This window comes from Xanthomonas sp. 3075 (assembly GCF_014197275.1).
GTDB lineage: Bacteria > Pseudomonadota > Gammaproteobacteria > Xanthomonadales > Xanthomonadaceae > Xanthomonas > Xanthomonas campestris_B.
On the sequence record NZ_JACIFI010000001.1, the window covers coordinates 258,567 to 272,335 of the forward strand.

The 13,769-nt window shown below is 66.2% G+C and carries 10 protein-coding genes; 4 read left to right on the forward strand and 6 right to left on the reverse strand.

The genetic code is table 11. The features are described from left to right. Window positions 1-34: 34 nt before the first annotated feature. From dnaK to GGR62_RS01185, 4 genes are all read left to right on the forward strand, one after another. Complete coding sequence (dnaK, locus tag GGR62_RS01170; RefSeq protein WP_184406093.1) at window positions 35-1,960, forward strand: molecular chaperone DnaK; 1,926 nt, start codon at window positions 35-37, stop codon at window positions 1,958-1,960. A 159-nt stretch (window positions 1,961-2,119) separates the two neighbouring features. After that, the gene (gene dnaJ, locus GGR62_RS01175; protein WP_184406095.1) at window positions 2,120-3,250 is read left to right on the forward strand and encodes a molecular chaperone DnaJ; all 1,131 of its coding nucleotides are present in this window, start codon (window positions 2,120-2,122) and stop codon (window positions 3,248-3,250) included. Window positions 3,251-3,584: 334 nt separating this feature from the next. Next, window positions 3,585-4,493, forward strand: a complete 909-nt coding sequence (gene pdxY, locus GGR62_RS01180) for a pyridoxal kinase (protein WP_184406097.1) — start codon at window positions 3,585-3,587, stop codon at window positions 4,491-4,493. Further along, a complete protein-coding gene (locus tag GGR62_RS01185; RefSeq protein WP_184406099.1) occupies window positions 4,490-5,617 on the forward strand; it encodes a prephenate dehydrogenase in 1,128 nt (375 codons plus the stop codon). The genes pdxY and GGR62_RS01185 overlap by 4 nt, the downstream gene beginning before the upstream one ends. 530 nt (window positions 5,618-6,147) lie before the next feature. Here the strand turns inward: GGR62_RS01185 and GGR62_RS01190 are convergent. The 6 genes from GGR62_RS01190 to GGR62_RS01215 all read right to left on the reverse strand — a co-directional run bounded on the left by GGR62_RS01190 (window position 6,148) and on the right by GGR62_RS01215 (window position 13,764). Continuing rightward, a complete protein-coding gene (locus tag GGR62_RS01190) occupies window positions 6,148-7,551 on the reverse strand; it encodes a TolC family protein (RefSeq protein WP_184406101.1) in 1,404 nt (467 codons plus the stop codon). After that, complete coding sequence (locus GGR62_RS01195) at window positions 7,548-8,633, reverse strand: HlyD family efflux transporter periplasmic adaptor subunit (RefSeq protein ID WP_184406103.1); 1,086 nt, start codon at window positions 8,631-8,633, stop codon at window positions 7,548-7,550. The genes GGR62_RS01190 and GGR62_RS01195 overlap by 4 nt, the downstream gene beginning before the upstream one ends. Continuing rightward, entirely contained in the window at window positions 8,617-10,305 is a 1,689-nt protein-coding gene (locus GGR62_RS01200) for an ABC transporter ATP-binding protein (protein WP_184406104.1), read from the reverse strand. Before GGR62_RS01200 ends, GGR62_RS01195 begins: the two co-directional genes overlap by 17 nt. Before the next feature lie 88 nt (window positions 10,306-10,393). Further along, the gene (locus tag GGR62_RS01205) at window positions 10,394-11,293 is read right to left on the reverse strand and encodes a hydrogen peroxide-inducible genes activator (RefSeq protein ID WP_184406106.1); all 900 of its coding nucleotides are present in this window, start codon (window positions 11,291-11,293) and stop codon (window positions 10,394-10,396) included. A gap of 102 nt (window positions 11,294-11,395) precedes the next feature. Next, entirely contained in the window at window positions 11,396-13,165 is a 1,770-nt protein-coding gene (locus GGR62_RS01210; protein ID WP_184406108.1) for an ABC transporter transmembrane domain-containing protein, read from the reverse strand. Next, the gene (locus GGR62_RS01215) at window positions 13,162-13,764 is read right to left on the reverse strand and encodes a YigZ family protein (RefSeq protein ID WP_184406110.1); all 603 of its coding nucleotides are present in this window, start codon (window positions 13,762-13,764) and stop codon (window positions 13,162-13,164) included. The genes GGR62_RS01210 and GGR62_RS01215 overlap by 4 nt, the downstream gene beginning before the upstream one ends. Window positions 13,765-13,769: the final 5 nt, after the last annotated feature.

Here is a 13,769-nt window from a genome sequence, read left to right on the forward strand (position 1 = left end):
CGGACACAGCTACAGAATCATCAGGAGCGTATCCATGGGCAAGATCATTGGTATTGACCTCGGCACCACGAACTCGTGCGTGTCGATCATGGACGGCGGCAAGGCCCGCGTCATCGAAAATTCCGAGGGCGATCGCACCACGCCGTCGATCGTCGCCTACACCAAGGACGGCGAAGTGCTGGTCGGTGCCTCGGCCAAGCGCCAGGCGGTGACCAACCCGAAGAACACCTTCTACGCGGTGAAGCGCCTGATCGGCCGCAAGTTCACCGACGCCGAAGTGCAGAAGGACATCTCGCACGTGCCGTACGGCATCCTCGCCCACGACAACGGCGATGCCTGGGTGCAGACCAGCGATGCCAAGCGCATGGCGCCGCAGGAAATCTCCGCGCGCGTGCTGGAAAAGATGAAGAAGACCGCCGAGGACTTCCTGGGCGAGAAGGTCACCGAGGCCGTGATTACGGTGCCGGCCTACTTCAACGACAGCCAGCGTCAGGCCACCAAGGATGCCGGCCGCATCGCCGGTCTGGACGTCAAGCGCATCATCAACGAGCCGACTGCCGCAGCCCTGGCCTATGGCCTGGACAAGAACGGCGGCGACCGCAAGATCGCCGTGTACGACCTGGGCGGCGGCACCTTCGACGTGTCGATCATCGAAATTGCCGAAGTCGACGGCGAGAAGCAGTTCGAAGTGCTGGCCACCAACGGCGACACCTTCCTGGGCGGCGAAGACTTCGATAACCGCGTCATCGAGTACCTGGTCGACGAGTTCAACAAGGATCAGGGCATCGATCTGCGTAAGGATCCGTTGGCGCTGCAGCGCCTCAAAGACGCCGCAGAGCGCGCCAAGATCGAGCTGTCGACCAGCCAGCAGACCGAAGTGAACCTGCCGTACGTCACCGCCGATGCCTCGGGCCCGAAGCACCTCAACATCAAGTTGACCCGTGCCAAGCTCGAAGCGCTGGTGGAAGACCTGGTCAAGAAGTCGATCGAGCCGTGCCGCACCGCGTTGAATGACGCCGGCCTGCGCGCCAGCGACATCACCGAGGTGATCCTGGTCGGCGGTCAGACCCGCATGCCGAAGGTGCAGCAGGCGGTTGCCGACTTCTTCGGCAAGGAACCGCGCAAGGACGTCAACCCGGACGAAGCCGTGGCGGTGGGCGCGGCGATCCAGGGCGGCGTGCTGGCCGGCGACGTCAAGGACGTGCTGCTGCTGGACGTGACCCCGCTGTCGCTGGGTATCGAGACCATGGGCGGCGTGTTCACCAAGATCATCGAAAAGAACACCACCATCCCGACCAAGGCCTCGCAGACCTTCTCCACCGCCGAAGACAACCAGTCGGCCGTGACCGTGCACGTATTGCAGGGTGAGCGCGAGCAGGCCCGCTTCAACAAGTCGCTGGCCAAGTTCGACCTGTCCGGCATCGAGCCGGCGCCGCGCGGCATGCCGCAGGTGGAGGTGTCCTTCGACATCGACGCCAACGGCATCCTGCACGTGTCGGCCAAGGACAAGAAGACCAACAAGGAACAGAAGGTCGAGATCAAGGCCGGCTCGGGCCTGTCGGACGAAGAGATCCAGCGCATGGTCGCCGACGCGGAAGCCAACCGCGAGGAAGACAAGAAGTTCCAGGAGCTGGTGCAGACCCGCAACCAGGCCGATGGCCTGATCCACGCCACCCGCACCGCGATCACCGAGCATGGCAGCAAGGTTGGTGGCGATGTGATCGGCAAGGTGGAAGCGGCGCTGTCGGATCTTGAGACCGCCATGAAGAGCGACGACAAGGCGCAGATCGAAGCGCGCAGCAAGACGCTGGAAGAAGCCGGCCAGTCGCTGTACGCCGCGGCCGCCGCGGCAGAGCAGGGCGGCAACGCCGATGCGGCCAGCGGCAATGCGCAGGCTTCCAAGGCCGCCGACGACGTGGTGGACGCCGAGTTCACCGAGGTCAAGGACGACAAGAAGTAAGCCGTGATTTGGGAGTCGGGAGTGGGGATTGGCAGCCGGTGAACGTGCCAATCTCCATCCCGATATCCTTTACGCGTCGCGTCGCCAAGGCGGACCAGCACGCGCTGTCCGCTTTTGCGTTTCAACGAATCTCAAATCACGAATCCCGAATTCCCGCTTATGAGCAAACGCGATTACTACGAAGTGCTGGGTGTGGCCCGTGGCGCCAGCGACGAAGAGCTGAAGAAGGCGTATCGGCGCTGTGCGATGAAGCACCACCCGGACCGCAATCCAGGCGACGCTGCTGCCGAGGCGATGTTCAAGGAGTGCAAGGAAGCCTATGAAGTGTTGTCGGACGGCAACAAGCGCCGCGCCTACGATGCGCATGGCCATGCGGCATTCGAGCACGGCATGGGCGGTGGTGGCGGTGGGCCGGGTGGCCCGGACATGGGAGATATCTTTGGCGATATCTTCGGCAATATTTTCGGCGGTGGCGCCGCCGGTCCGCGCGCTGCGCGACGTGGCGCCGACGTCGGTTATGTACTGGAACTGGATCTGGAAGAAGCCGTCGCCGGCATCGAGCGCCGCATCGAGATCCCGACCCTGATCGAATGCAAGCCCTGCCACGGCAGCGGGTCCGAAGACGGCAAGGTGGAAGTGTGCGGCACCTGTCATGGGCGCGGCCAGGTCCGCATCCAGCGCGGTATTTTCGCCATGCAGCAGAGCTGCCCGCATTGCGATGGGCGCGGCACGCTGATCCAGAATCCGTGCAAGGTCTGCCACGGCGCCGGTCGCGTCGAAGAAGACAAGGTGCTGTCGATCAAGGTGCCTGCCGGTGTGGATACCGGCGACCGTATCCGCCTGGCAGGCGAGGGCGAGGCCGGTCCCGCTGGCACGCCGCCGGGCGACCTGTATGTGGAAGTGCGCGTGCGCGAACATGCGATCTTCCAGCGCGACGGCGACGACCTGCATTGCGAGGTGCCGATCCGCATTTCGCAGGCCGCGCTCGGCGATATCGTGCGCGTGGCGACCCTGGGTGGCGAAGCGGAAATCCGCATTCCTGCCGAAACCCAGACCGGCAAGTTGTTCCGTTTGCGCGGCAAGGGTGTGCGTTCGGTGCGTAGCCGCAGCGAAGGCGATCTGTATTGCCGCGTCGTGGTCGAAACCCCGGTCAACCTCACTGCCGATCAGCGCGAGTTGTTGCAGCAGTTCGAAGCCACCTTCACCGGCGAGGATGCACGCAAGCATTCGCCCAAGTCGGCCACCTTCATCGATGGCGTCAAGGGGTTCTGGGATCGGATGACGTCCTGAGGCCGGGAATCGGGAGTCGGGATTGGGGAATCGCAAGGGCGGCGTGGCCCGGCCTGCCGGGATGATGCGCCATCGTGGCGATTCGGGATTCGCGGGAGCGGACGCCCGCTTCCGAATGCCCGGAGAGTTGCACGGCTGAGCGAGGTTCTCCATACGAATGCCGGCCTCGGTGGCCGGCATTTGCGTTCGTGCGGCGGGAGCCCGCAGATGTAAGGGCGATATCGACTGCTGCCAGCGCACAGACCGATCTGGCGGCGGTACGCGCAGCGGCGAGCGAACGACGGTCGCATCGATCCACGGTGGGCGCGCCGTGGCGCTGGCGTAAAATGCTGCGATGAATAATGCCCCCGACAGTCATCTGGTCCACGGTCGCCGTCAGCGCCCGGATGGTCCGTCGCCGATCGATGTGATCTCGGTGCAGTCGCAGTTGGTGTACGGCCACGCCGGCAACAGCGCGGCGGTGCCGCCGCTGCGTGCGCTTGGGCTGCGCGTGGCGGAAGTGCCCACCACGCTGCTGAGCAATGCGCCGTTCTACGCCACCTTGCGTGGCCGTATCCTGCCCGCCGACTGGTTGGCCGATCTGTTGCTGGGGGCCACCGAACGCGGCCTGCCGCAGCGTGCCCGCATGCTGGTGTCCGGCTACTTCGGCAGTCTGGCCAATGGCGAGGCGTTTGCCGATTGGCTCGAACAGACCCTGCCGCAGGCGCCGCAGCTGCGCTACTGCCTGGATCCGGTGATCGGCGATACGCATACCGGCCCCTACGTCGAGCCGGGGCTGGAGCGCGTCTTCGCCGAACGGCTGCTACCGCATGCCTGGCTGGTCACGCCCAATGCGTTCGAGCTGGGACGCTTGACCGGTATGCCCAGCCTGGAACAGAGCGATGCCATCGCTGCGGCGCGCGTCCTGCTCGCCCGCGGCCCGCAATGGGTGCTCGCGCACAGCGTTGCCGGCGCGACAGGCGAACTGGTGACCTTGGCGATCAGCAACGATGCGGTGTATCGCTGGGCCAGCCCGCATCTGCCGGTCGACGTGGCCGGCACCGGCGATGTGCTGATGGCGTTGTTGATCGGTTTCCTGCTGCGCGATATGCCATTCGAGCAGGCGGTGGGGCATGCGCTCAGCGGCGTGCACAGCGCGCTTGAGGCTACGTTGGCTGCAGGCTATGAGGAGTTCGACGTGCTGGCCGCCGCACCGGCCGCACTCGCTGCTGCACCGCGCTTTGCCGTCGAGCGCCTGGCATGAGTGCGCAGCCGGTCGTCGGCATCGTCGGCATTGCCGGCGCCTATGGACGCTGGCTGGCGCAGTTTCTGCGCACACGCATGCAACTCGAGGTGATCGGGTTTGATCCTGCCGATGACGGCGGCATGGACGAGGCGACGCTGGCGCAGCGCGCCGATGTGCTGATCTTCGCCGCGCCGATTCGCCACACCGCCGCATTGATCCAGCGCTACGTCGAACTCGCAGGCCCACGCGCCGCATCGCAGTTGTGGATGGACGTCACCTCGATCAAGCAGGCGCCGGTCGCGGCGATGCTGGCCTCGCCGGCCGAGGTGGTCGGCCTGCATCCGATGACCGCACCGCCCAAGTCGCCGACGCTGAAAGGGCGGGTGATGGTGGTCTGCGAGGCACGCCTGCAGCAGTGGTCCACCTGGGTCACAACGCTGTGCACCACGTTGCAGGCCGAATGCGTGTACGCCACGCCCGAGCACCACGACCGCGTGATGGCGTTGGTGCAGGCGATGGTGCACGCCATCCATCTGGCGCAGGCCGGCACCTTGCGCGACTACGCGCCGTTGCTCGGCGAACTGCGCGCGCTGATGCCGTATCGCTCGGCCTCGTTCGAGCTGGATACGGCGGTGATCGCGCGAATCCTCTCGCTCAATCCCGCGATCTACGAGGACATCCAGTTCGGTAACCCGTACGTCGGCGAAATGCTCGATCGGCTGTTGCTGCAGCTGCAGGAACTGCGCGCGCTGGTGGCACAAGGCGACGATGCGGCGCGTGCGCAGTTCCGCAGCAGGTTTCTCGACGACAACGCGCAGGCGCTGCAAGGCGATTCGCTTGCCGCCGGCAACTACACCTACGAACGGGTGGGCTACCTGCTGGCCGATCTCACCGAACCGCTGACCTTGAGCGTGTATCTGCCGGAAGACCAGCCCGGTTCGCTGCGCGCGTTGCTGCATGTGTTCGAACAGCATGGAGTGAATCTGTCCTCGATCCATTCCTCGCGCACGCCGCTGGGCGAATTGCATTTTCGTATCGGGTTCGAAGAGGGCAGCGATTTTCAGTCATTGGCAGAAGCGGCGAACGAGATTGATTCGAGCGGGATCGGACGCGTGCTGGATCGTCCTGAGCGGGGAAAGTGATTGCGGAAGGCGGGTGCTGCGCTCCTTACCGGTGGCTTCGCGTCTCGATGTTCCCGGGCAGGCCAGGCGTCGTCGGGTGTGGCATGCTTGTTCGGGCATTTGTCGTGCCATGCAAAGGCCAAGGGAAGGACGCTATGCGCGCAACGAAACCGCAGGGCGGGCGGCGTCGGATCTATCGAGTTGCGCTCTGGTTCCTTGGAGCAGTCGCTGCGCTTATTGCTTTTCTCTTTCTGTGGGCTGCGCTTCCGGCCCTTGTAGAAATTGCCACGGGTGGTTCGGCTCGATTCTGGTTCTTTGGCCAGGGTGGTTTCGTCGTGGGTGCCGCGTTGGCCTATCTCGCGTTGGCGGCGCTTGTGATTTTCAGACGCCGCATTCGTGGTGCCAGGGGCATGCGCACCTGATCCTTCGTTCAAGCCGAACCCGTTCCGGGGCGGAGGATGCAGCGCGACCGCCCAGGCACTGCTGGCGCCGCAATTGGCTGAGGCGCAGGCGCAATGCGCACACGCGTGACCAGCGCAGACATCAACGCGTCAACGACTCAACTGCAACGCATCCCGGTCCGCGGTGGCCGCTGCCAACTCTGCGCGTGCCGATGCAATCCGTGCCTGCGCATCGATCAAGCGCACGCGCGCGTCGTTGGCGGTTTCCTCGCGCTGGTTGACCAGGAAGAAATCGCCCGAGCCCAGCTCGAAGCGGCGCCGTTCGGCGGCGGCCAGGCGGTCGGCGAGGCCGCGTTCTTCATCGGCAATCTTGGCCAGCCGCTCGGCGGCGTTGAGCGAGATGACGATCGATTCCACTTCCACCGTAATCTGGTCGCGCAGGTAACGGCTGCGCTGGTCCAGCGCTTCGATTTCGGCACGCGCTTCGGCAACGCGGCCTTTGGCGGAGCGGTTTTCCAGCGGCACGCTGAAGCGGAAGCCGATGATGGCGTCGGTCGGCGAGCGGTTCGGGCCGCCGACGCCGGCGGCGCCCAGATCCTTGCTGACCTCGAAACTCACGTCCAGGCGCGGTTTGAGATCGTTCTGCGCCAGCATCAGTCGCGCGGTGGCCTGGTCGATGCGGGTCAGCACGGCGCGGTAATCGGGGCGCTCGACCGGCGCGGTGATCTTGCTGGCACCGGCCAGACCCTCCAGCGCGGAGGTATCGGCAGGCAGGCGCTCGGCCGAGACGATCAGCGGCATGCCGGCATCGTCGCGCAGATACAGCGACAAGGCATTGGCCGCGTTGGCGAAGTCCTGCTCCGAGCGCACCACCAGCGCGCGTCGGCGCACCAGGTTCTGGTCGTTTTCGGTCAGCAGGATGGTCGGCCGCGCACCCAGCGTCACCTGCCGCGAAATCGCGTTGCGGCGTCGCTCTGCCAACGCCAGCAGGTCGTTGTACGCACGCAGTTTCAGGCCGGCCGCCACCCAGCTCTGGTAGGCGTCCACGGCGCGCCGCTGCACGCCGATCGCCACCATCTCCGCTTCGTACTGCGCCACGTTGATGTCGGCGCTGGCGACGCTGCGCCGGGTACGGCGTTCGTCCACCACGCGGTCGCGCAACAGCGCGTACAACGCGCCAACCTTCACTTCGCCGCCGCGATCGGTATACGACTTGTCTTCGTAGACCGGGAACGCACCGCGCGAGGAGCGGTAGCCGCCGTAGTAATAGCCGCCGTTGTTCTCGAACGGTCGCTTGACGCCGCTTTCGATGGTGCTGCCGTCGTAGTAGCCGGCCTCGCGCGAGCGGCCTTCGATGTCGAACACGGTGTCGAACGCGCCGTCGGCCGATATCCCTTTGCCTTCGGCCTGGCGAACCTTCGCCAGCGCTTCGACGATCTGCGGCGCAGAGCGGGCCGAAGAGTGCAGCACCTCATCCAGGCTGAGCGGCGCGGCCTGTGCGAAGGCCGCACCGGGGCAGAGTGCGATCAGCAGGACAAGCAGATGCCGCATCATTTCTTGCCCGTCGTGTCGTCTTCGGACTTGTCGGCGGCAGGCTTGGCCTTGCCAGCGTCCTGCGTGGTGGCAGAGGGGCGCCGGCCGAATTCCAACGGGAAGTTGTTGAGCTGCCGCCACAGTTCGTAGCCCACCCGCACCGTCTCGCCCAGCACCCAGCCGCGCACCTTGCCACCCTGGCGGGCGAATTCCTGCGCCGGCCACGCCGGTTTGCCCGGTTGCGGCTCGACCAGGATGCGAAACAGCCCATCCGGGGCGGCATTGGGGTCGATCGCGCGCACGCGGCCATCGAACATGCCGTGCGCCACCGACGGCCAGCCGCTGAACTGGATCGCCGGCCAACCTTCGAACTCCAGGCGTACCGGGCGGCCGGGACGAATCAACGGCACATCGCGGCCATCGATATACAGCTCCACCGCACGCTCCACGCGCTCGGGCGCGATCACCGCCAGCACCGTGCCCGGCGAGACCATGGCGCTGCCGCTGGCGGCGTTGAGCTGCTGCACGCGGCCATCGCGCGGCGCGCGCACCAGCTGCGCGGACTGGCGGTTCAACTGGATGTCGATGCGGGTCAGTTTGGCGCGCGACTCCGCCAGCTTGGCGTCGGCTTCGGCCACCTTGATCTGGGTCAGCTCGTAATCGCGACGGCCGGCCAGTCCTTCGGCAAGCAATTGCCGGCTGCGCTCGACGTCGATGCTGGCGACTGCGCGCGATTGCTGGATGGCGGCGATTTCCGCCGCGACCTGCGCGCGCTCGCTGGCAAGCCGGGTGAGCAGATCCGGGTCCAGGTCGCCGACGCGCGCGATCGGGTCGCCCTTGGAGACGTGCTGGCCGTCGTGCACATACCAACGTTCGACACGGCCAGGCACGAAGGCGGTGACCTGCTGCTGGCGATCGCCCGGATCGAGCGAAACCACCTGGCCCTTGCCGCTGGCGGTCTGCACCCACGGTGCGAACGCCAGGATCGCGCCTGCGATGGCGACGCCGATCAACAGCATCCACGCCAGCACCTTGGCGATGCTCGGTGGCCGCATCGAGGCCAGCGTGGGGAAGTGCGCGATCCGATCAGGGGCGTGCTGCATTGGTGGCCTCCTGGGTGGATGCGATCAGTTCGGCGCGCGTGGCGTAGCGCTGCTGGCGCTCGGGCTCCAGGCGGAACCAGCCATCCAGTTCGATGTCTTCCGGCCTGCCGGTGCACAGCAGCACGGTGGTGCCGGCCTCCTTCAGGCGCCCCAGCACGCGGGTCAGGCGTTCTGCGGGGAGCAGGTCGTAGAGCTGCGACAACATCAGCACGCGTGGGCGCACCAGCAAGGCGTTGGCCAACTTCAGCGCCATCACTTCGCCGATCCATAGCGGGAAGCCGGATGCGGCAAGACGCGTGTCCAGACCCTGCGGCAATGCGGCGATGCGTGCGCGCAGCCCCACGGTGTCGATGGCTTCCAGCATCGCTTCGGAGCTCACGTCGGCCGAGGCCATCGCCAGATACTCGCGGATGGTGACCTCGACGATCGTCGGTCGATCGAGCACGGTGACTTCCGAGCGCAGCAGGTACATGTCGAAGGTGGCCAGGTCCGCGCCGCCCACCATCACCAGGCCGCGATCCGGCACCACATGGCGCTTGAGCACCATCGCCAGCAGCCGCTCGGCGCCGCCATCGGCCAGCGTCACCAGGTGCTCGCCGGCGTCCAGGGTGAAATCGAAACGCGCCCCCTCGATCACCACGCCATCCAGCCGCACCGCGCTGTTGCCGGGGATCTTGCCGGCCGCCACGACGGCACGTTCCTGCGGAATGGCGTACAGCAGCGACAATTCCTCGGCGCTGGCGACCAGGTCGTAGAAGGTGTCCAGGTACGCGCCGAGCTGTGCGATGCCATAGAACACTGCGCTGAGGATCAGCTCGGCCGCCACCAATTGGCCAATCGACAGCTCGCCGCGCAGGATCAGGCTGCCGCCCAGCGCCAACAGCGCCGCGCTGGCAACTGCGTACAGCAGCAGGAACGCGACCGTCTGGGTGAAGCTGTAGCGGAAATGCCGCCGGTGTCGGTCGACGTAGTCCGCAGTGACCGCCTCGGAGCGATCCATCGCAAAATTGAGATGACGGCTGGATTTGTAGAAACCGTTGGAACCGCCGACGCTTTCCAGCCAGTGCGCGGCATTGTGCTTGGCGTGGCTGAGGTCGACCGCAGTGCGGATCGAACCGCGCGACCAGATCATCCAGATTGCGAAGATGATCAGCAGCAGCAATGCGTTGAACCCGAGGAAAAACGGGTGGTAGAAGCTGGTGACGACCAGGCCGACCGCCGACTGCAGCACGATGGTGAACGCGCCGATCGCCAGGCTGGGCACCGCTTTTTGCACCACCACCAGATCGAAGTAGCGGTTGAACACATCGCCGCGGTTCTGGTCGGCGAAGAAGGGGTTCTGCGCATGCACCGCGCGCACCGTGATCTCGGCCACCACGCGCGCAAACAGGCGGCGCTCGAACAGCGCCATCATCCACACCCGCATCGCGCTCAGGCACGCAACCAGCAGCAGCAGCCCCAGCAGCAGGCCCGATAACGTCCACAGCGGCGTGGGCAGCGCGGTGTTGGCGACGCTGTTGATCAGCAGCTGCACCGAGATGGGCGTGGCCAGCGACAGCAGGCTGATCGCCACGCCGTACACCAGGGCAAGACGCACATACGGCATGTCCGGCCCGACGATTTCCGCCAGCCAGCCCACCGCTTCCCGCCATCCGATCCGCTTTGACGCCATTGAACTTCCATTGATGGGTTCAGTGAAGCATTGACGAGTTGCCGCGATAGGACAAGGCCGGAGGGCTTATCCGTTGTATAGGATTTTCCTATGCGGCTGCTGCGCGCAGCAAATTTGCGATCAAGCCGAACGCTGGCGCACGCCCTGCGCCTTGCCGCCACAGCAGCCCGATTTCGCGGTAATAGCGGCCGCCCTTGATCGGGCGCACCACCACATCGTCGCCTTCGCGGATTTCCTGGCGCACGTACAGGTCCGGCAATAGTGCCAACCCCATGCCCATGCCGGCCATCTGCCGGATCGCATCCAGACTGGTTCCTTCGTAATCGCGCAGCACATTGGCGCCGACATCCATGGCGATGGCGGCGACCTGCTCGGCCAGGCGGTACTCCGGCATCAAGGTCAGCAGATTGGTTCCGCGCAGATCGGCGGGGGTGATGCAGGTTTTGGCGCGCAGCGGGTGATCGGCGGCCATGGTCACGTGCAATGGTTCGCGGAACAGCCGCTCGCTATGCAAGCCGCGTCCGGCCACCGGCAACTGGGCCAGGATCAGGTCGTGCACGCCGTTGGTCAGGCCGCTGGCGAGTACGGTCGGCAAGCCTTCGCGCACATGCACGCGCAGCGCCGGATGATCGCGGTGCAGGCGCGCCACCAGACTCGGCATCAGGTACGCACCCAGCGTGGGCGACACGCCGAGCCGGATGGTGCCGATCAAGGTGTCGGCCGATGTCGCGCGCACCTCTTCCAGATCGGCCACGTCCAGCAGGATGCTGCGTGCCCGATCGAGCAGGTCGCGCCCCAGCGGCGTCAGGATGGCGGGTACGCCACGCTCGAACAGTGGCGCGCCGATGATGGTCTCCAGCGCGCGAATCTGTTGCGACAACGACGGTTGCGACACGCCCATCTGCTCGGCGGCGCGGGTGAAGCTGCCGGTGTCGGCCAGCGCAACGAAATAGCCGAGTTGGCGAATGGTGGTTCTGGGGCGCGGCATAAGTCACATCGTTACGTCGGATCGCGTGGAATCGCAGCATCGCACCCTGGTCGACAAGCGGGGCCATCGCCCTGTCCACCGGGAACGGCTGTCACCCCGGCGTCATTGATCGATGAACTGCAGGCGCGCCAGTTCGGCATACAGGCCGCCTTCGGCGATCAGTTGTGCGTGCGTCCCTTGCGCGACGATGCGCCCGGCATCCATCACCACGATGCGGTCGGCCTTGAGCACGGTGGCCAGACGATGGGCGATGACCAGCGTGGTGCGGCCTTCCATCAGCCGGTCCAGCGCCTGCTGCACCGCGCGCTCGCTCTGTGCGTCGAGCGCGCTGGTGGCCTCGTCCAGCAACAGGATCGGCGCGTCCTTGAGCAGTGCGCGCGCGATCGCCACGCGCTGTTGCTGGCCGCCGGACAGGCGCGTGCCGCGTTCGCCGAGTTCGCTGGCGTAGCCCTGGGGCAGGGCGCGGATGAAGGAATCGGCTTCGGCGGAGGCGGCCGCGGCTTCCACCTCGGCGTCGCTGGCCTCCAGACGCCCGTAACGGATGTTGTCGGCGGCGCTTGCGGCAAACAACGTGGGGTGCTGCGGCACCAACGCAATGCGTTCGCGCAGCAGCACCGGGTCGGTGTCGCGGAGATCCACCGTGTCGATGCGCACCTTGCCGCTGACCGGGTCGTGAAAACGCAGCAGCATCGACAGCACCGTGCTCTTGCCTGCGCCCGACGGGCCGACCAACGCGACCGTCTCGCCGGGGCTGACGTGCAGGTCGAACCCATCCAGCGCCGGCGCGTCGGGGCGCTGCGGATAATGGAACACCACCTGGTCGAAATGGATCGCACCGCGCAGTGGCTGCGGCAAGGAGTGCGGTGTGGCCGGCGCAACGATGGCCGATTGCTCGTCGAGCAATTCGCCGACCCGGCCCATGCCGCCGGCGGCGCGCTGCAATTCGTTCCACACCTCGGCCAGGGCACCGACCGAGCCGCCACCGATCAGCGCGTACAACACGAACTGGCCCAACGTGCCCGGCGTCATGCGCCCGCTGATCACATCTTGCGCGCCCAGCCACAGCACGCCGACGATGGCGCCGAAGATCAGCATGATCGCCACCGCGGTGACGGTGGCCTGGGTGCGGATGCGCAGCCGTGCGGTGTCGATCGCCGCCAGCAGCGCCTGGCTGAAACGCTGGCTCTCGTAGCGCTCGCGCGCATGCGCCTGCACGGTGCGCACCGCGCCCAGCGTCTCGGCGGCCAAGGTATTGGCATCGGCCACGCGATCCTGGCTGGCACGCGAAATCTTCTGCAGGCGACGCGCCCCCAGTACGATCGGCAGCACCGCCAGCGGAATGCCGATCAGGGTAAAACCGGCCAGCCGCGGGCTGGTGACGAACAGCATCACCATGCTGCCGATCACCGTGACCGAACTGCGCAACGCCACCGACATGGTGGTGCCGATCAGCCCGCGCAGCAGCTCGCTGTCGGCCGACAACCGCGACACCAGCTCGCCGCTGCGGCTGCGATCATGGAAGCCGGCGTCCAGCCCGATCAGATGCGCATACAGGCGACCACGCAGGTCGGCGACCACCTTTTCGCCCAGCAATGCGACGAAATAGAAGCGCGCGGCGGTCGCCAATGCCAGCACCACCGCCACCGCGAACAGCAGCGAGAACGCCTGGTTGATCTGCGAGCCGCCGGAGAAACCGTGGTCGATCATGCGCTTGACCGCTGCCGGCAGGCTCAGCGTGGCGGTAGCGGACACCGCCAGCGCCACCAGCCAGGCGGCGAACAAGCCGCGCTGACGTTGCACGAACGGCCACAAGGTACGCAGGCTGCCGAGCTTGCGCAGTGGGCTGGGCCTGGCGACGGCTGGCTGGTTCATGCGGCTTCCGGTGATATGAAGTGGACACGGTTGCGAGTGGCGTCGCAGAGGCGGGTTTTCAAGCTGGTAAGTTGATCGGCTGGCAATTGCACGCGCAGTGCCGCGCCGTCGGCGTCGAAGTGTTCATCCAGCTTGTCGGCATGGAAGGCGCTCAATGCTGCATGCACCAGACCCAGATCGTCGAACTGGCATTGCAGGTCGAGCAGCGACAGCGCGATCAACGGCCGCCGCGTCGCCAACCGCAGGCATTCGGCTGCAGCACCGCCGTAAGCGCGCACAAGGCCGCCGGCGCCAAGTTTGATGCCGCCGTACCAGCGCGTCACGACCACCACAACGCGGTCGTACCCTTGTCCATCGATTGCGGCCAGGATCGGCCGGCCGGCGGTGCCGCTGGGCTCGCCGTCGTCGCTGGAGCGGTAATCCTGCCCGAACCGGTAGGCCCAGCAGTTGTGGGTAGCCTCCGGCACGGATACGCGCTGCACGATCTCCAGCGCATGCGCGGGAGCGTCCAGTGCAGCAGCGTGGGCCAGAAAGCGACTGTGCTTGATGTCCAGGCTGTGGTGCGCGTCAGCGGCGAGGGTATCGAGCATCGTCGCCATTCTAT